The organism is Streptomyces sp. NPDC085460 (assembly GCF_044541975.1).
Taxonomy (GTDB): Bacteria; Actinomycetota; Actinomycetes; order Streptomycetales; family Streptomycetaceae; genus Streptomyces.
This window is the reverse complement of the sequence record NZ_JBITTO010000007.1, coordinates 265,246-283,384: the sequence shown is the minus strand read 5'-3', so window position 1 is coordinate 283,384 and position 18,139 is coordinate 265,246. Positions and strand designations below refer to the sequence as shown.

Here is an 18,139-nt window from a genome sequence, read left to right as displayed (position 1 = left end):
GATGACTGCGATCGACGACGAGGCCCGGGTCATCGAAGCCGGCCGGCCTCCCGCCCGCTTCGCCCGGGGCTGGCACTGCCTCGGCCTCGCCGAGACCTTCAAGGACGGCGCACCGCACGAGATCGAGGCGTTCGGCACCAAGCTCGTGGTCTTCCAGGGCCAGGACGACGGCGAACTCCACGTCCTCAACGCCTACTGCCCCCACATGGGCGGCAACCTCGCCCACGGCACCGTCAAGGGCGACGCCGTCGCCTGCCCCTTCCACGACTGGCGCTGGTCGGGCGACGGCCGCTGCGCCGGCATCCCGTACGCCCGCCGCGTCCCGCCCCGCGCCCGCACCCGCGCCTGGACCGCCCTGGAGCGCAACCGGCAGCTCTTCGTCTGGCACGACCCCGAAGGCAACCCGCCGCCCCCCGAGGTCACCGTCCCCGAGATCGCCGGCGTCCACGGCCCCGACGCCGGCCAGTGGAGCGACTGGAACTGGAAGACCCTCCGCGTCGAGGGCTCCAACTGCCGCGAGATCGTCGACAACGTCGTGGACATGGCGCACTTCTACTACGTGCACTACGCCTTCCCCGAGTACTTCAAGAACGTCTTCGAGGGCCACGTCGCCACCCAGTACATGGAGAGCAGCCCCCGCGGCGACATGGAACTCGGCACGCTCAGCTCCGGCCGGCTGCGCTCCGACGCCTCCTACTACGGCCCCTCCTACATGATCGACCACCTCTACAGCGACGTCGGCGGCGGCCTGGAGATGGAGATCGTCCTCATCAACTGCCACTACCCGATCGACGCCGACAGCTTCCTCCTCCAGTACGGCGCCATCGTCAGGCGGCTGCCCGGCATGACCGACGAGCAGGCCGCCGAGGCCGCCGCGGCCACCGCCGAGGGTGCCACCGTCGGCTTCGAGCAGGACGTCGAGATCTGGCGCAACAAGACCCGCATCGACAACCCGCTCCTCACCGAGGAGGACGGCCCCGTCTACCAGCTGCGCCGCTGGTACGAGCAGTTCTACGTCGACGTCGCCGACGTCAAGGACGAGATGACCCGGCGCTTCGAGTTCGAGATCGACACCCAGCGGGCCAACCGGGCCTGGCGCGCCGAGGTCGACGAGAACCTGGCCCGCCGCGCGGCGGAGACCGAGACCGGAGCCCCCTGACATGCGACCCGTCCAGTGCGCGGCCTGCGGCAACCAGGTCCTGTGCGAGAAGTTCAGCCCCGCCCACACCTCCGTCCAGTGGACCGCCGACGCCGCCGTCGCCTGCGCCGAGTTCCGCGAGCGGGTCGGGCAGGGCGCCTCCAGCGCCCGGATACGGACCTGCCGCGCGCTGCGGTCCAGCATCGACCGCGCGGTCGCGGACGGAACCCTGGAGGCCGACGGTGTCCGTGTCGACCTCTGAGCCCGCGGCCGCGACCGGCGCCGCCCGCACCCACCGGCTGCGGGTCGTGGAGGTCGTCGCCGAGACGGCCGACGCGCGCTCGCTGGTCCTGGAGCCCTCCCCGGAGAGCGCGCCCCGCTTCGCCCACCGCCCCGGCCAGTTCCTCACCCTGAAGCTGCCCGGCGCGGACGGGCCCGTCGCCCGCTGCTACTCCCTGGCGAGCTCGCCCCACACCGGCGAACCGCTGAAGGTCACCGTCAAGCGGGTGGCGGGCGGGTACGGCTCCAACTGGGTCTGCGACCACCTGGCGGCGGGCGACGAGGTGGAGGCGCTGCCGCCGGCCGGGACCTTCACCCCGGACTCCCTCGACGACGACCTGCTGCTCGTCGCCGGCGGGAGCGGCATCACCCCCGTCCTGTCCATCGCCAAGTCCGTCCTCGCGGCCGGCACCGGCCGGATCGTCCTGCTGTACGCCAACCGCGACGAGTCCTCGGTGATCTTCCGCGACGAACTGCGCGCCCTCACCGCCGCCCACCCCGGACGGCTCCTCGTCGTCCACTGGCTGGAGTCGCTCCAGGGCCTTCCGGTCCCGGAGCGGCTCGCCGCCGCGCTCGCGCCGTACGCCGGCCGCGAGGCGTTCGTCTGCGGCCCGGGGCCGCTGATGGACGCCGTCGAACGGGCGCTGCGCACGCTCGGCGCGCCCGGCGAACGCATCCACCGGGAACGGTTCTTCTCCCTCTCCGGGGACGTCTTCGACACCCCCGCCCCGGTGGCCGCCACCGGGGAGCGGGACGGCGCCGTGACGGTGGAGCTCGACGGCGAGACCCGTACGGTCGCCTGGCCGCCGTCGGCTCCGCTGCTCGACGCGCTCCTCGCGGCCGGGGTGGACGCCCCGTACTCCTGCCGCGAGGGCGCGTGCAGCGCCTGCACCTGCCGGGTCGTCTCGGGCGAGGTGCGGATGGTCCGCAACGAGGTCCTGGACGCGCGGGACCTCGCCGACGGATACGTCCTCGCCTGCCAGGCCCTCCCGCTCACCGACCGGGTCGGGATCACCTACTCCTGACGCCCGGACTTCCCCCGAGGAGCCCTCCCATGCCCCGTACCTACCTGGTCACCGGAGCCGCCTCCGGCATCGGCGCGGCCACCACGGCCCTCCTTCGGGAGCGGGGCCACACGGTCCTCGCCGCCGATCTGGAGGACGGCGACCTGCGCGCCGACCTGTCCACCGCGGAGGGCCGGGCCGCGCTCGTGGCCGGCGCCCGCGACCTCACCGGCGGCCGGCTCGACGCCGTCGTCTCCTGCGCGGGCGTCGCCCACTTCGACCCGCTCACCATCAGGGTCAACCACTTCGGCGCGGTCGCCACCCTCGAAGGACTGCGCCCGCTCCTCGCCGCGGGCCGCGACCCGCGGGCGCTCGTCGTCGGCTCCATCGACTCCGTGCACCCCACGGACCCGGCCCTGATGGCCGCCGCGGACGCGGGCGACGAGCCGGCGGCGGTGGCCGCCGCCCGCGCGGCCGTGGACCGCGGCGAGGGGCACCTCGTGTACTCCTCGTCGAAGGCGTCCGTCTCCCGCTGGGTCCGCCGCACCGCCCCCGGCGACGCCTGGGCCGGCGCCGGCATCCCGCTCAACGCCGTCGCCCCCGGCGTGGTCCTCACCCCGCTGACCCGGCCCCTGCTCGACGACCCGGCGACCCGCGCCCTCGTCGAGCGGGCCGTCCCCATGCCGCTGCACGGCCACTCCCGGCCCGAACAGCTCGCCCCGCTCATCGCCTGGCTCACCTCGCCCGAGAACACCCTCGTCACCGGCCAGGTCGTCTTCGCGGACGGCGGCGCCGACGCCGTCCTGCGCGGCGACCGCACCTGGTGACGGCATCCCGCCCCGGAGGCCCCATGCACCCCCGCACCCTCGTCCGCTCCCTCGTGGTGCCCGCCGACCCCGACACCGTCTGGGCGCTCGTCGGCGGCTTCGCCGGCCTCGGCGACTGGCACCCGCACGTTCCGCCAGCCACGGTGGAGGACGGCGCCGACCCCGAACTCCCCGGCGCCGTGAGGGCGTTCACGCTGGACGGCACGGTCGTCGCCCGCGAGCGGCTGCTCGCCCGGGACCCCGCCGCCCGCAGCTACCGCTACACCCTCCTCGAACCGCTCGCGCTGCCCGTCGAGGAGTACGTGGCCACGCTCGCCGTCACCGGGCACCCCGACGGCGCCGAACTCCGCTGGACCGCCTCCTACCGCGCCCCGGACGCCCTCGTCCCGAAGGTCGAGGCCGCCTTCGGGGACGGCGTCTACGCCACCGGCCTCGACGCCGTCCGGCAGCGCCTGTCCTAGAGGCGCCCGCCCTGGAGGCGTCTCTCCTGGGGCGCCTGTCCTGAGGCGTCACCTGGGGGCGCCTGCCTGGAGGCGCCTCTCCCGGCAGCGCCTCACATCCAGTCGCTGAACCGCAGCCAGGTCATCATGTTGTCCATCGACGGCTGCGGCACCCCGGCCGCGACGGCACCCGCCGGCTCCGCCCGCCGTTCCGTCAGCCGCCCGGGGCCGAACATCGACTGCCAGACCTGGCGGGCGCAGCCCCGCACCGCGGGGGCGATCCGCTCCATCTCCCGGCGCACGCCGTGGCCGCAGACCGAGATCGCGGCCACGGCCCGGCCCGCCCCGCGCAGCGGCGCCGCGACGCAGTAGACGCCCCGGAACCCCTCCTCCTGGTCGAAGGCCACCCCGCGCTCCCGCACCAGCGCCAGCTCGGCCCGGAAGGGCTCGGGGCGGGTGATGGTCCGGGGGGTGCGGGGCCGCAGCCCGTTCCGTATCACCTGCTCCACCACCGGGGCGTCGCTGAACGCCAGGATCGCCTTCCCCGACGCCGTGCAGTACGCGGGCTGCCGGCCGCCCGTCCGGGACGGCACGCCGGAGTCGTCCGAGCCGCCGATCCGCTCCAGGTAGACCACCTCGGAGCCGTCGAGGACGGTGAGGTGCACCAGATGGCCGGTCGCCTCGTGCAGCGCGTGCAGATGGGGGAGGGCGGCGCGGCGCAGCCGGTTGTGGTGCGAGGCCATCGCGCCGAGCTCCAGCATGCCCATGCCCAGCCGGTAGTCGCGGCCCTCCCGCTCCAGCCACCGCAGCTGCACCAGCTGGTCCAGGATGCGGTGCGCGGAGGAGCGCCGGATCCCCGACCGCTGCACGACCTCGGTGAGGGTCAGGCGCGGGCCCCCGCTCTGGAAGGCGCTGAGCACCTTCGCCGCCTTCTCCAGCAGCGACAGCGGCGGCAGCGGCGGCAGCGGCGGCAGCGGCGGAGCCACGGCCTCGGCAGGCCCGCCGGCCCCTCCGGCCCGCACGTCCTGGACGGGCTCGGCGGCATGCGTCGTCATCGACACCTCCCACGCGGACGGCGCGACGGGCGAAAGCCCTGCCGCGTCCGTAATCTCCGGTATTGCGTGGAGAGTGCCAGAGGGGGCGGGGCGGCGGGAAGGGGGTGTTCCGTCTCGGAACGGTAACGCGTAGGTTCCCTCTCGTCACCCAAGAGGAGCCCAAGAACCGGGCACCGGACCCGAGAGGCACCCCATGCGCGACCACGACGTCCTCACCGCGGTCCGGGCCCTCGCCCCCGCCCTGCGCGCACGCGCCGACGAGGCCGAGGAACTGCGCCGCCTCCCCGACGCCACCGTCGCCGAGCTCGACCGCGCCGGCTTCTTCCGGCTGCTCCGCCCCCGCGCCCACGGCGGACTCGCCGCCGCCCCCGAGGTCTTCCACGCCGCCGTCCACGAGATCGCACGGGCCTGCGGCTCCACCGGCTGGACCGCCGCCCTCCTCGGCGTCCACCCCTGGTACGTCGCCCTCCTCGACCCCCGCGCCCAGCACGACGTGTGGTCCGGCGACGACACCGCCCTCGTCTGCTCCTCCCACGCCCCCACCGGCACCGTCACCCCCGTCCCCGGCGGCTACCGGCTCACCGGCCGCTGGCACTTCGCGGCCGGCGCCGACCACGCCCGCTGGGCCCTGCTCGGCGGGCTCGTCAGCGACCCCGACGGCCTCCCGCTCGACATGCGCACCTTCCTCGTGCCCCGCGCCGACTACCGGGTGGACGACGTCTGGGACACCGTCGGCCTGCGCGGCAGCGGCAGCAACGACCTCGTCGTCGACGACGCCTTCGTCCCCGCCCACCGCACCCTCGGCTACACCCCCGTCACCACCCTCCGCTGCCCCGGCCACGAGGCCAACCCGGAACCCGTCTACCGGCTCCCGTACGCGGCCCTCTTCACCACCACCGTCTCCACCGTCATGGTCGGCATCGCCGAGGGCGCCTACGAGCACCACGTCGACACCGCCCGCACCCACCCCGCCCTCCCGACCGGCCGGCGCGTCGCCGAGGACCCCTTCGCCCAGGTCCGCATCGCCCGCGCGGCCGGCGAGATCGACGCCGCCCGCCTCCAGCTCGCCCGCAACACCGCCGAGCTGTACGCGGTGGCCCGGGCCGGCGGCGAACCCACCGTCGCCCTGCGCGCCCGCGCCCGCCGCGACCAGGCCCTCGCAACCGAACGCGCCCTCACCGCCGTCGACCTGCTGCGCGAGAACGCCGGCGGCAGCCCCCTGCGCAGCGGCGGCGACGTCCTCTCCCGCGCCTGGCGCGACCTCCACACCGGCCGCGGCCAGGCCGCCAACGACGTGGCACGCGCCCTCACCCTCTTCGGCCGGGACGCCGTCGGCCTCGACGTCCGCGACCCCATGCTCTGAACCGCGCGCGCCGCCTTCCCGCTCAGTGGGAGCGACGCGTTCACCCCGGCGACCGGCTCGCCGTACGGTCCTGGCATTCCCCCACCACGACCCGAAAGGGGATGCCCCCATGGCCGACGACGTCCTGGCAGCAGTCCGCGACCTCGCCCCCGTCCTGCGCGAACGCGCCGCGGAGGCCGAGGAGCTGCGCCGCGTGCCCGACGCCTCCGTCAAGGAACTGGAGGACACCGGCTTCTTCCAGCTGCTCCAGCCGAAGACCTTCGGCGGCCGCGCCGCCGACCCGGTGGCCTTCTACACGGCCGTCAAGGAGATCGCCAAGGCGTGCGGTTCGACCGGCTGGGTCGCCTCCGTGGTCGGCGTCCACCCCTGGCACGTCGCCCTGTTCGACCCGCGCGCCCAGCAGGAGGTGTGGGGCGAGGACCACAAGACCCGCATCGCCTCCTCGTACGCCCCCACCGGCAAGGCCGCCGCCGTCGACGGAGGCTTCCGCCTCTCCGGCCGCTGGCACTTCTCCTCCGGCTGCGACCACGCCCGCTGGGCCCTCCTCGGCTGTCTCGTCACCGACGCCGAGGGCAACCCGGTCGACATGCGCACCTTCCTCGTCCCCCGCTCCGACTACCGCGTCGACGACGTCTGGGACACCGTCGGCCTGCGCGGCACCGGCAGCAACGACATCGTCGTGGACGACGTGTTCGTCCCCGAGCACCGCGCCCTCAGCTTCGGCCCCGTCACCGCCCTCGACGTGCCGGGCCACGCGGTCAACCCCGAACCCGTCTACCGGCTGCCGTACGCCGGCGTCTTCACCACCACCATCGCCACCCCGATCGTCGGCATCGCCGAGGGCGCCTACGACTCCTACGCCGAGGCCACCCGCAAGCGGTTCCGCGTCTCCTACGGCCAGCAGGTCGCCGAGGACCCCTTCGCCCAGGTCCGCATCGCCCGCGCCGCCAGCGACATCGACGCCGCCTGGCTCCAGCTCACCCGCAACATCGGCGCCATGTACGCCCTCGCCGAGCGCGGCGAGGAACTCCCCATGGAGCTGCGCACCCGCACCCGCCGGGACCAGGTGCTCGCCACCGAACGCGCGGTCGCCGCCGTCGACCTGCTGATGGAGAACGCCGGCGGCAACGCCATGCGCACCGGCTCCGGAGCCGTCCAGCGCGCCTGGCGCGACGCCCACACCGGCCGCGGCCACGCCGCCAACGACCCCGAGCGCGCCCTCGTCATGTACGGGCAGTGCGCCCTCGGCATCGATGTCCAAGACACCATGGCCTGAGAGGTGCCGCAGATGACCGCGCTCACGTACGCCTCGACCTCCCGCACCGCCAAGGCGGCCGGACTCACCCTCCACTACCACGAGGCCCGGCCCGCGGACCGGCCCGACGCCCCCGTCGTGATCATGCTGCACGGCGGCGGCCCCGGCGCCTCCGGCTGGAGCAACTTCGGCGGCAACCTCCCCGTCCTCGCCCGCGCGTTCCGCACCCTCCTCGTCGACCAGCCCTGCTACGGCCGCTCCGACAAGCCCGAACTCGACCGCGACTACTTCAGCTACAGCGCCCGCGCCGTCGCCGCCCTCATGGACGAACTCGGCATCGAGCGCGCCCACCTCGTCGGCAACTCGCTCGGCGGCGGCACCGCCGTGCGGATCGCCCTCGACCACCCGGACAAGGCCGACAAGCTCCTCCTGATGGGACCGGGCGGCATCTCCGTCAACCTCTTCGCCCCCGACCCGACCGAGGGCATCAAGCGGCTCTTCGAGTTCAACGCCGCCCCCGAGCCGACGAAGGAACAGCTGCGCGCCTTCCTCTCCGTCATGGCCTACGACCAGTCCGTCGTCACCGACGCCCTGGTCGAGGAGCGCTGGGCCTCCGCCACCGACCCCGAGACCCGGCTCGGCGCCGCCCGCATGGCCGCCTCCTTCGCCAACCCCGCCTGGGCCGAGGCCACCATGCTCTGGCGCGAGGCCCACCGGATCACCCGGCCCGTGCTGCTCACCTGGGGCCGCGAGGACCGCGTCAACCCCCTCGACGGCGCCCTCGTCGCCCTGAAGGCGATCCCCGACGCGCGCCTGCACGTCTTCCCGCACTGCGGCCACTGGGCCCAGACGGAACAGGCCGACGCGTTCAACCGCCTCGCCGTCGACTTCTTCACCCACTGACCCCGCCGAACCCCCTCAGCGAACACAGAGGTTCCCCATGGACATTCGCGCACTCGGCTACCTGCGCCTGGAGACCACCCGCCTCGACGAGTGGCGGCGCTACACCCTCGACATCCTCGGCATGGCCGAGGCCCCCGGCTCCACCGACACCACCCTCCTGCTGCGCGTCGACGACCGGGCGTACCGCCTGGTGATCCAGGCCGGCGAGAGCGACCGGCTCCTCGCCGCCGGATGGGAGCTGGCGAACGCCACCGCCCTCGCCGACGCCGCCGCCGAGCTGGAGGCGGCCGGCGTGGCCGTCAAGACCGCCGACGCCGCCGAACTCGCCGAACGGCGCGTCCAGGGCCTGATCCACCTCACGGACCCCTGCGGCAACCCGCTGGAGCTCTACTGGGGACAGGCCCAGGACCACACCCCGCTCGCCACCCCGTACGGCAACCGCTTCGTCACCGGCGACCTCGGCCTCGGCCACGTCGTCCTGCCGGTCCCCGACATCGAGGCCGCCCTCGACTTCTACGAGAAGCTGCTCGGCTTCCAGCTCCGCGACTCCATGAAGCTCCCGCCGCAGGCCGTCCCCACCGCCGCCGAGCAGCGCGACTTCCACTGGATGCACTTCCTGAGCCCCAACCGCCGCCACCACAGCCTCGGCCTCTACCCCGGCGCCCTGCCCCCCGGCATCGTGCACTTCATGGTGGAGCTGGAGACCCTGGACGACGTCGGCCTCGGCCTCGACCGCACGCAGGCCGCCGGCATCCCCATCGCCTCCAGCCTCGGCCGCCACACCAACGACCGCATGGTCTCCTTCTACGCCCAGGCCCCCGGCGGCTTCCAGGTCGAGTACGGCTGGGACGGCCTGATCGTCGATCCCGCCACCTGGGTCGCCAAGGAGATCACCGCCGACAGCGTCTGGGGCCACCAGTGGAACGGCTGATCGACCCCGCGGTCTTCCGCGACGTCCTCGGGCGCTTCGCCAGCGGCATCACCGTCGTGGCGGCCCTCGACGGCGGCGAGCCCGCCGGCTTCGCCTGCCAGTCCTTCGCCTCCCTCTCCCTCGACCCCCCGCTGGTGATGCTCGCCGTCGGCCGCTCCTCCACCAGCTGGCCGAGGATCGAACGGGCCGGCCGCTTCTGCGTCACCATCCTCGCCGAGGACCAGCGGACCACCTGCGCCGCCCTCGGCCGCAGCGGCCCCGACAAGTTCGCCGGCGTCCCCTGGAGCGTCAGCGAGCACGGCACCGTGCGGATCGACGGCGCCCTCGCCCACGTCGAGTGCGAACTGCACGAGGTGTACGAGGCAGGCGACCACCACCTCGTCACCGCCCACGTCGTCGCCCTCGACGCCGGCGAGGACCGCAGGCCGCTGCTCTACTACCGCAGCCGCTACGCCGTCGGGGCCTTCTGATGCCCCTCGACCCCGACCGGGCGAAGGCCGCGCCCCCGGTGCGGACCGAGGTCGTCTGGGACGACCGCGCCGTGCGCCTGTACCACCTGGCGCTCGGCGCGGGCGTCCCCGAGACCGATCCGCGCGCCCTGCGCTACGTGTACGAGGGCCACGAGGACGGCCTGACGATCCTGCCCACCTTCGGTGTCGTCGCCGGTGGCACCGGAGGCGTCGGCTTCCAGGTCTTCGAGGCGCCCGGCGTCGACATCGACCTGGCGCACGTCCTCCACGGCGGCCAGGAGATCACCGTGCACCGCCCGCTGCCCGCCGCCGCCCGCGCCACCGCCGTCACCCGCCTGACGGACGTGTACGACAAGGGGAGCGCCGCCGTCCTCGTCCAGGAGTCCACCCTCCTCGGCGAGGACGGCGCCCCCCTCCTCACCCAGCGCAACCACGTCTTCGTCCGCGGCGAGGGCGGCTTCGGCGGCGACCGGGGCCCCTCCGACCGCCTGCCCGCCCCGGACCGGGAACCCGACCTCGTCGTGGACCTCCCCACGCTTCCCCAGCAGGCCCTGCTCTACCGGCTCACCGGCGACTGGAACCCCCTCCACGCCGATCCGGCCACCGCCCGCCGGGCCGGCTACGACCGTCCCGTCCTGCACGGACTGTGCACCTTCGGCATGGCCGTCAAGGCCGTCACCGACCACCTGCTCGACGGCGACGCGGCCGCCGTCACCGGCTGCCGCACCCGCTTCGCCGGGGTGTTCTTCCCCGGCGAGACGCTCCGGCTGCGGGTGTGGCACACCGCCGGCGGCCACCTGCTGACCGCCGGCGCCGCGGAACGCGACGACGCCCCCGTCCTCACCGACGCCCGCGTCACCACCCGCTGAACAACCGGCCCCGACCGCCGGACCGACTCCCCGAGGGAGAACGCGATGAACAGCACCTGGGACCACACCTACGACGTGGTCGTGGTCGGCTCCGGCGCCGCCGGCATGGCCGCGGCCCTCACCGCCCGGCTGCGCGGGCTCACCGCCCTGATCGTCGAGAAGACCGACGCCTACGGCGGCTCCACCGCCCTCTCCGGCGGCGCCATCTGGGTCCCCGGCAACTTCCACCTGGACGCCGCCGGACTCGGCGACACCCCCGAGAAGGCCCGCGCCTACCTGGACGCCACCGTCGGCGACCGCGTCCCCGACAGCCGCAAGGACGCCTACGTACGGTACGGACCGCGCATGGTCCGCGAGTTCCACGACCGCACCGACGTCCGCTTCGTCTACACCCCCGGCTACTCCGACTACTACCCCGAGCGCATGGGCGGCTACCCGCAGGGCCGCTCCATCGAACCCGAGGTCTTCGACTTCACGCGGCTCGCCCCCGGACGGCGCGCCACCATGCGCCGCGCCGGACTCCCCACGTACGGCCTCACCATCACCTCCAAGGACTTCCACGACCTCAACATGGTCGGCCGCACCTGGGCCGGCCGGCGCACCGCCCTCAAGGTCGGCGCCCGCGCGGCCAAGGCGCTGCTCACCGGCCGGAAGCCGCTCTCCCTCGGCGAGGCCCTGATCGCCCGCATGCGCCACTCGCTCGACCGCCTCGGCGGCGAGCTGTGGCTCTCCGCGCCGCTCACCGGCCTCGTCGAGGAGGACGGCCGGGTCACCGGCGTACGAGTGCGCCGGGACGGCCGCGACCTCACCGTCCGGGCCACCGGCGGCGTGGTCCTCGCCTCCGGCGGCTTCTCCCACGACCAGGCGCTGCGCGAGAAGCACCTGCCGGCCCCCACCTCCACCGCGTGGAGCGCCGCCGCCGACGGCCAGACCGGAGACGCCCTGGAACCGGCCCTCGCCCTCGGCGCCGCCGTCGACCTGATGGACAAGGTGTGGGGCGCGCCGACCGTCGTCCCCCCGGACGCCAAGCCCTTCTTCCTCGTCGCCGACCGAGGGATCCCCGGCATGGTGATCGTCGACTCGGCGGGGGAGCGGTACGCCAACGAGGCCGCCCCCTACCACGAGTTCGTCGACGCCATGTACGCCCACCAGGCCCGCGGCGGCGCCACCGCCGTACCGTCCTGGCTGATCCTCGACGCCACGGCGAAGTCCCGGTACATCTTCATGGGCCTCTTCCCCGGCCAGTCCTTCCCCCGCCCGTGGCGGGAGAGCGGCTTCGTGAAGCAGGCCGCGACCGTGGAGGAGCTCGCCGGGCTCATCGGCGCCGCCCCGGAGCGGCTGCGCGCCACCGTGAACCGCTTCAACGGCTTCGCCCGCGCGGGCAGGGACGAGGACTTCCACCGCGGCGACAGCGTCTACGACCGCTACTACGGCGACCCGACGCTCCCCAACCCCAATCTGGCGCCGCTGGAGAAGGGCCCCTTCCACGCGATCCCCGTCCACCCCGGCGACATCGGCACCAAGGGCGGACTGGTCACCGACGCCGCCGCCCGCGTGCTGCGCGAGGACGGCACCCCCGTCCCCGGCCTGTACGCCTCCGGCAACGTCTCCTCCGCCGTCATGGGCGAGACCTATCCGGGGCCCGGCGCGACCATCGGCCCCGCCATGACGTTCAGCTGGCTCGCCGTCGACGACATCGCGGGCGACCGCGCGTGACCGGCCGGCCCGACGACACCCTGCGCGACCGCGTGGTGATCGTCACCGGCGGCGCCCGGGGACTCGGCGCGGCGGCCGCCCGCGCGGCCGCCGGGGCGGGGGCCCGCGTGCTGGTCACCGACCTCCGCGAGGAGGAGGGCCGGGCGCTCGCCGGGGAGCTCGGCGACCACGCCCGCTTCGCCCGGCACGACGTCACCTCGGAGGACGCCTGGCGCGCGGTCGTGGACCTGGCCGCGCGGACGTACGGCCGGGTCGACGGCCTGGTCAACAACGCCGGGATCTCCGGCGGTTCGCACGCCCTGGAGGAGCAGACGGCGGAGGCGTTCCGCCGCGTGGTGGACATCGACCTCACCGGCGTCTTCCTCGGCCTGCGCACCGTGATCCCGGCGCTGCGGGCGAACGGCGGCGGTTCCGTCGTGAACGTCTCCTCCGCGGCCGGCCTGATGGGCCTGGCCCGCACCGCCGGCTACGGGGCGGCCAAGTGGGGCGTGCGCGGCCTCACCAAGATCGCCGCCGTGGAGCTCGCCGCCGACCGGATCCGGGTCAACTCCGTCCACCCCGGCATGATCCACACCCCCATGACCGCCCACCTCGGCCTCCCCGGCGGCGCGGGCGGCTTCCCCGCCGCGCCCATGGGACGCGTCGGAGCGCCCGAGGAGATCGCCCGGGCGGTCGTCTTCCTGCTCTCCGACGCCGCCTCGTACGTCACCGGCGCCGAGCTCGCCGTCGACGGCGGCTGGACCACGGGACCCGCCCTCACGACCCCCCGCACCGACCCCCTCCAGGAGGACCGCCGATGACCGTCGACCTGACCGGGAAGGTCGCGCTGATCACCGGCGCGGCCCGGGGCATGGGCGAGGCCGAGGCCCGCCTCTTCACCACCCTCGGCGCCCGCGTCGTCCTCACCGACGTGCGCGAGGCCGAGGGCGAGGCGACCGCCGCCTCCCTCGGCCCGGCCGCCCGCTTCGTCCGCCACGACGTCACCGACGCGGACTCCTGGGCGGCCGCCGTGACCGCCGCCCTCGACGCCTTCGGCCGGCTCGACGTCCTCGTCAACAACGCCGCCGTCTACTCCACGTCCCCGATCGTGGACGAGGACCCGGCCCGCCTCGACACCCTCCTGCGGGTCAACCTCGCCGGCCCCTTCCTCGGCATCCGCGCCGCCGCCCCCGCGATCCGCGACAGCGGCGGCGGCTCCATCGTGAACATCTCCTCGCAGGCCGGCCTCCAGGGCATCTGGGGGCACGGCGCCTACGGCGCCGCCAAGTGGGGGCTGCGCGGACTGACGAAGACGGCCGCCCTCGAACTCGGCCCGGACGGCATCCGGGTCAACTCCGTCCACCCCGGCGCCATCGCCACCGCCATGACCGCCCACCTCGGCACCGCCCACCACCCGGGCGCCCCGCTCGGCCGGGTCGGCCGGCCCGAGGAGGTCGCCCGGCTCGTCGCCTTCCTCGCCTCCGACGCGGCCTCCTACCTCTCCGGCGCCGAACTCGCCGTGGACGGCGGGGCGTCCGCCGGCCGCATGCCCCTGCTCCCCGCGAAGGAGACCGACGCGTGACCCACCCCACCCCCGAGGTCCGGGCCCTCATCGACCAGGCCACCGCGCAGTTCCCCCCGATCGGCACCGCGATGACCGACATCGCCGAGGTGCGCGCCTTCTTCGCCGCACGCCCCCGGCCCGCCGTCCCCCCGCCGCCCGTCGCCCGCGTCACGGACCGGGACGCCGACGGCGTGCCCGTCCGCGTCTACGAGGGCGGCACCCGGGCGGACGCGCCCGTCGTCGTCTTCTGCCACGGCGGCGGCTTCGTCCTCTGCGACCTCGACAGCCACGACGCCTTCTGCCGGAGCATCGCCGCCGCCACCGGTGCCACCGTCGTCGCCGCCGACTACCGGCGCGCCCCCGAGCACCCCTTCCCCGCCGCCCCCGAGGACGCCCACACCGCCCTGCGCTGGGCGGCCCGCACCCACCCCGGGCGCCGGCTCGCCGTCGCCGGAGACAGCGCGGGCGCCCACCTCGCCACCGTCCTCACCCTGCTCGCCCGCGACCGGGGCGGCCCCGAGATCGCCTTCCAGGCCCTGTACTACCCGATGCTGGACCCCACCCGCTCGCGCCCCTCCCACCGGGAGAACGCCCAGGGGTACTTCCTCACCGCCGACCACCTGCGCTGGTACTGGGACGCCTACCTGCCCGCACCGGCCGACCGCACCCACCCGTACGCGTCCCCGCTCGCCCACGCCGACCTCACGGGCCTCCCGCCGGCCCATGTGGTCACCGCCGGTCTCGACCCGCTGCGGGACGAGGGGATCGCGTACGCCGAGGCGCTCGCCGCCGCCGGGGTGAGCGTGGAGCACCACCACCATCCGGGCATGTTCCACGGCTTCCTCTCGATGGCCGGCGCCCTCCCCGAGGGGGCCACGGCCCGCGACTCCGCCTTCGCCGTGCTGCGCGCCGCGCTCGACCCCTCCTGACCCGCCCCGCACCCGCGCCCCCGCCCCCACCCGACCGGTGGGCGCGGGGGCGCGCTTCTGCCGGCGGGTCACCCCTTGATGAGCTCGAACCCCTCGTACCCCGCCTCCGCCACCCGCTCGATGATCTCCCCGTACACCCCGAAGCCGCCGATGAACGGCATGAACACCCGTGGCTTACCAGGGATGTTGGCGCCCTGGTACCAGGAGTCGGCCGCCGGGAAGAGGGTGGCGGCGGCCCGGTCGCGGCACTCCGCGACCCACCGTTCGACGGCCTCCTCACGAGCCTCGATCGCCCGGTAGCCGTGCGCGTCCAGGTGGCGCAGGCACTCCGCCAGCCAGTCGACGTGCTGCTCGGCGCAGAGGACCACATTGGCCATGACGGACGGGCTTCCGGCCCCGGTGAGGCTGAACAGGTTCGGGAAGCCGTCCACGCCGAGACCCAGGTACGTCCGGGGGCCGGCGGCCCAGTCGTCCTTCAGCCGCCGTCCGCCGCGCCCCCGCACCTCGACGCGGTCGAGCGCGCCCGTCATGGCGTCGAAGCCGGTCGCGAAGACGAGCGCGTCCAGCTCGACCAGGGTGCCGTCGGCCAGGACGACCCCGCGGCTCTCGATCCGCTCGATCGGGTTCCCGCGCAGCCCGACGAGGCTCACGTCCGGGCGGTTGAACGTGGCGTAGTAGTCGGAGTCCGTGACGATCCGCTTGGTGCCGATCGGGTGGTCGGTGGGGACGAGCAGATCGGCGACGGCCGGATCCTCGACGACACCCCGGACCTTCTCCTCCCAGAACGCGCGCGCCGCGTCGTTCGCCGCGAGGTCGGTCAGCTGGTCGGGGAAGGTCTTGGAGTACAGCACCCCGCCCAGCCGCCACCGCTCCTCGAAGGCGGACCGCCGCTCCTCCTCGGACACCTCGAAGGTCGCCGCCGGGTGGACCTGGTGCGGCGAGCCGCCGCCGCTGAGCCGGGAGAGGCGCCGCCGCTCCGCGTACCCCGCCTTCTGCCGGGCGCGGGTCGCCGCGTCGAGGGGCCGGTTCCCGGCCGGGACGCTGTAGTTGGCGCTGCGCTGGAAGACCGTGAGGTGCGCGGCCTGTTCGGCGATGAGCGGCACCGCCTGGATGCCGGAGGAGCCGGTGCCGATGACGCCGACGCGCAGCCCCGTGAAGTCGACGCCCTCGTGCGGCCACGCCCCGGTGTGGTGCACGGGGCCGGCGAACCCGTCCGCCCCGGGGATGTCCGGGCGGTGCGCGGCGGAGAGGCAGCCGACGGCGAAGACGCAGTACCGGGCCGACACCGTCTCGCCCCGGTCGGTGCGGACCGTCCAGGTCAGCGCCTCCTCGTCGAGCTCGGCCGAGAGGACCGAGGTCGCGAAGGAGTAGCTGCGGCGCAGGTCGTGACGGTCGGCGACATGGGCGAGGTAGCGCAGGATCTCGGGCTGGGTGGCGTACCGCTCGCTCCACTCCCACTCCTGCTGGAGCTCCTCGTCGAAGGAGTACGAGTAGTCGACCGACTCCACGTCGCAGCGGGCGCCCGGGTAGCGGTTCCAGTACCAGACCCCGCCCACGTCGTCGCCGCGCTCGAAGCCGCGCACGCGGTGGCCGAGCGCGCGCAGCCGGTGCACGGCGTACAGGCCGGTGACACCGGCCCCGACGACGATGACGTCCACGTCGGTGGGGGTGGGGGTGCTGTCGTTCACGATCGTGCTCCTCGTCCGGTGGTGGTGGGTCCCGCCAGCCGTCGCAGCGCCCCCTTGTCGACCTTGCCCGCCGCGTTGTGGGGAAGGGCCGGGAGGGCGTGGAAGGCGCGCGGGGTCTTGAAGTTGGCCAGCCGCTCGCGGGTGTAGGCGGTGAGCTCCGCGCCGTCGATCCGGGTGCCCTCCGCGGGGACGCAGTAGGCGACGCCGACCTCGCCGAGCCGTCCGTCGGGCGCGCCGACGACCGCCGCGTCCAGGACGGCCGGATGGGTCCGCAGGACCTGCTCGACCTCGGCCGGGTACACGTTGAACCCGCCCACCACGAACATGTCCTTCAGCCGGTCGGTGATCCGCAGGAACCCGCGTGCGTCGAGCACGCCGACGTCGCCGGTGCGCAGCCAGCCGTCGGCGTCCACCGCCTCGGCCGTGGCCGCGGGGTCGTCGAGGTAGCCGCGCATGACGTGGAAGCCGCGCGTCAGGATCTCGCCGGGTTCGCCGGGCGGCGCGTCGATCCGCAGTTCGGTGCCCTCCAGGGCGGTGCCGGAGGTCCGGGCCAGCGTCTCGGGGGACTCGTGCGGCGGGCAGATGGCGACCACGCCGGTCGACTCGGTCAGGCCGTACGCGGTGGAGACGGAGCGGGCGCCGAGGCCGGACCTGATCTCCTCGATGAGCGCGGTCGGGATGTTCGCCGCTCCGGTGACCGCCATCCGCATCGCGCTCAGGTCGTACGAGGCGCGCCCGGGGTGGTGGAGGAGCGAGGTGAAGACGGTGGGCGCGCCGGTGAGGACGGAGATCCGTTCGTCCCGCATCCGGCGCAGGACCGTCTCCGCGTCGAAGACCGCCTCGGGCACGATCGTCGCCCCGTGCAGCAGGCAGGCGAGGACGCCCGCCTTGTAGCCGAAGGTGTGGAAGAACGGGTTGACCAGCAGATAGCGGTCGCCGCGCCGCAGGGTGACCGTGCGGGCCCAGGCGTCGTACACGCGCAGGTTCTGCCCGTGGGCGGTGGGGACGCCCTTGGGCCGGCCGGTGGTCCCGGAGGTGAAGAGGACGTCGGCGGGGTCGTCGGGACGGACGGCCGCCGAGCGGGCGAGCCGCCGCTCCGCCGTCACCGCCCGCCCGCCGGCCAGGAACTCCGGCCAGTCGTCCGCGTGCAGGGCCACGGTCCGGTCGAGGAGCGGCAGTTGCTCGCCGGCCTCCGTGAGCAGCGCCCGGTAGTCGGTGCCCAGGAAGTCGTGCTCGGTGAAGAGCAGCCTGGTGCGGGAGCGGCGCAGGATGTCGGCGGCCTCGGCCGCCCGGTAGCGGGTGTTCACCGGGACGAGGACGGCCCCGGCGGTCACCGCGCCGAGCGCGGCCACCACCCACCGGGCGCTGTTCGGCGCCCAGACGGCGACCGCCTCGCCGGGGCGCACCCCCTGGGCGATCACCGCGCGCGCCGTCGCGTCGACGCGGTCGCGCAGCTCCCGGAAGGTCCAGCGTTCCCCGCCGAAGACGAGGGCCTCCTCGTCGCCGTACGTCTCGGCGGCCCAGTCCGCGAGCCGGGCCAGAGTCTCAGCGCCCCTCATGATCCGTCACGACCTCCTTGCGGGCCCGTCCCGTCGGGGCGCGGGCGTGGATCCACGACGGAGGGAGCCTGGCAGGGAGGGGCGGCCCGGCGCAGGAGCCGTTTCCCGCTCACCGGGAAGGCACGGCGGGAAGGCGTGGCGGGAACCGTGGGAACGACGGAGGAGGGGCG

18 protein-coding genes are annotated in these 18,139 nt (G+C 74.8%); 15 read left to right on the top strand and 3 right to left on the bottom strand.

Annotated features, from left to right (window positions below):
• The first annotated feature begins 1 nt into the window (after position 1).
• From ACIGHB_RS20125 to ACIGHB_RS20105, 5 genes are read left to right on the top strand one after another with little or no spacing between them, the layout of a single operon-like run.
• Positions 2–1,159 (top strand): Rieske 2Fe-2S domain-containing protein, encoded by a 1,158-nt coding sequence (locus tag ACIGHB_RS20125; RefSeq protein ID WP_360315040.1) that lies wholly within the window; start codon positions 2–4, stop codon positions 1,157–1,159.
• 1 nt (position 1,160) lies between these two features.
• Entirely contained in the window at positions 1,161–1,400 is a 240-nt protein-coding gene (locus tag ACIGHB_RS20120; RefSeq protein WP_399914745.1) for a hypothetical protein, read from the top strand.
• Positions 1,387–2,442 (top strand): 2Fe-2S iron-sulfur cluster-binding protein, encoded by a 1,056-nt coding sequence (locus ACIGHB_RS20115; RefSeq protein WP_399914744.1) that lies wholly within the window; start codon positions 1,387–1,389, stop codon positions 2,440–2,442. The genes ACIGHB_RS20120 and ACIGHB_RS20115 overlap by 14 nt, the downstream gene beginning before the upstream one ends.
• A 29-nt stretch (positions 2,443–2,471) precedes the next feature.
• Positions 2,472–3,248 (top strand): SDR family oxidoreductase, encoded by a 777-nt coding sequence (locus ACIGHB_RS20110; RefSeq protein ID WP_399914742.1) that lies wholly within the window; start codon positions 2,472–2,474, stop codon positions 3,246–3,248.
• 23 nt (positions 3,249–3,271) lie between these two features.
• Entirely contained in the window at positions 3,272–3,709 is a 438-nt protein-coding gene (locus ACIGHB_RS20105; protein WP_399914740.1) for an SRPBCC family protein, read from the top strand.
• 92 nt (positions 3,710–3,801) lie between these two features.
• Here the strand turns inward: ACIGHB_RS20105 and ACIGHB_RS20100 are convergent, their stop codons facing one another.
• A complete protein-coding gene (locus ACIGHB_RS20100; protein ID WP_399914738.1) occupies positions 3,802–4,743 on the bottom strand; it encodes an IclR family transcriptional regulator in 942 nt (313 codons plus the stop codon).
• A gap of 193 nt (positions 4,744–4,936) precedes the next feature.
• On the opposite strand from ACIGHB_RS20100, the gene hsaA (ACIGHB_RS20095) reads away from it, so the two are divergent.
• From hsaA (ACIGHB_RS20095) to ACIGHB_RS20050, 10 genes are all read left to right on the top strand, one after another.
• The gene (gene hsaA / locus ACIGHB_RS20095; RefSeq protein WP_360315028.1) at positions 4,937–6,106 is read left to right on the top strand and encodes a 3-hydroxy-9,10-secoandrosta-1,3,5(10)-triene-9,17-dione monooxygenase oxygenase subunit; all 1,170 of its coding nucleotides are present in this window, start codon (positions 4,937–4,939) and stop codon (positions 6,104–6,106) included.
• A 109-nt stretch (positions 6,107–6,215) separates the two neighbouring features.
• Positions 6,216–7,382: a 3-hydroxy-9,10-secoandrosta-1,3,5(10)-triene-9,17-dione monooxygenase oxygenase subunit gene (gene hsaA / locus ACIGHB_RS20090; RefSeq protein WP_360315026.1), complete on the top strand. Its 1,167-nt coding sequence runs from the start codon at positions 6,216–6,218 to the stop codon at positions 7,380–7,382.
• A gap of 12 nt (positions 7,383–7,394) precedes the next feature.
• On the top strand, positions 7,395–8,264 hold the full coding sequence (gene hsaD, locus ACIGHB_RS20085; protein ID WP_399914735.1) for a 4,5:9,10-diseco-3-hydroxy-5,9,17-trioxoandrosta-1(10),2-diene-4-oate hydrolase: 870 nt from the start codon (positions 7,395–7,397) through the stop codon (positions 8,262–8,264).
• 37 nt (positions 8,265–8,301) lie between these two features.
• A complete protein-coding gene (locus ACIGHB_RS20080) occupies positions 8,302–9,195 on the top strand; it encodes a VOC family protein (protein WP_360315022.1) in 894 nt (297 codons plus the stop codon).
• A complete protein-coding gene (locus tag ACIGHB_RS20075) occupies positions 9,183–9,665 on the top strand; it encodes a flavin reductase family protein (RefSeq protein WP_360315020.1) in 483 nt (160 codons plus the stop codon). The genes ACIGHB_RS20080 and ACIGHB_RS20075 overlap by 13 nt, the downstream gene beginning before the upstream one ends.
• Entirely contained in the window at positions 9,665–10,534 is an 870-nt protein-coding gene (locus ACIGHB_RS20070) for a MaoC/PaaZ C-terminal domain-containing protein (RefSeq protein WP_360315016.1), read from the top strand. The genes ACIGHB_RS20075 and ACIGHB_RS20070 overlap by 1 nt, the downstream gene beginning before the upstream one ends.
• A gap of 45 nt (positions 10,535–10,579) precedes the next feature.
• On the top strand, positions 10,580–12,250 hold the full coding sequence (locus ACIGHB_RS20065) for an FAD-dependent oxidoreductase (protein WP_399914732.1): 1,671 nt from the start codon (positions 10,580–10,582) through the stop codon (positions 12,248–12,250).
• Positions 12,247–13,050: a glucose 1-dehydrogenase gene (locus tag ACIGHB_RS20060; protein ID WP_399914730.1), complete on the top strand. Its 804-nt coding sequence runs from the start codon at positions 12,247–12,249 to the stop codon at positions 13,048–13,050. The genes ACIGHB_RS20065 and ACIGHB_RS20060 overlap by 4 nt, the downstream gene beginning before the upstream one ends.
• Positions 13,047–13,811, top strand: a complete 765-nt coding sequence (locus ACIGHB_RS20055; protein ID WP_399914728.1) for a glucose 1-dehydrogenase — start codon at positions 13,047–13,049, stop codon at positions 13,809–13,811. The genes ACIGHB_RS20060 and ACIGHB_RS20055 overlap by 4 nt, the downstream gene beginning before the upstream one ends.
• Complete coding sequence (locus tag ACIGHB_RS20050) at positions 13,808–14,722, top strand: alpha/beta hydrolase (RefSeq protein ID WP_399914726.1); 915 nt, start codon at positions 13,808–13,810, stop codon at positions 14,720–14,722. The genes ACIGHB_RS20055 and ACIGHB_RS20050 overlap by 4 nt, the downstream gene beginning before the upstream one ends.
• 68 nt (positions 14,723–14,790) lie before the next feature.
• Here ACIGHB_RS20050 and ACIGHB_RS20045 read toward each other — a convergent pair whose 3' ends face one another.
• Together ACIGHB_RS20045 and ACIGHB_RS20040 are read right to left on the bottom strand one after the other, a co-directional pair.
• The gene (locus ACIGHB_RS20045; RefSeq protein ID WP_399914724.1) at positions 14,791–16,410 is read right to left on the bottom strand and encodes a flavin-containing monooxygenase; all 1,620 of its coding nucleotides are present in this window, start codon (positions 16,408–16,410) and stop codon (positions 14,791–14,793) included.
• Positions 16,407–17,969 (bottom strand): FadD3 family acyl-CoA ligase, encoded by a 1,563-nt coding sequence (locus ACIGHB_RS20040; protein WP_399914723.1) that lies wholly within the window; start codon positions 17,967–17,969, stop codon positions 16,407–16,409. The genes ACIGHB_RS20045 and ACIGHB_RS20040 overlap by 4 nt, the downstream gene beginning before the upstream one ends.
• Positions 17,970–18,139 lie beyond the last annotated feature (170 nt).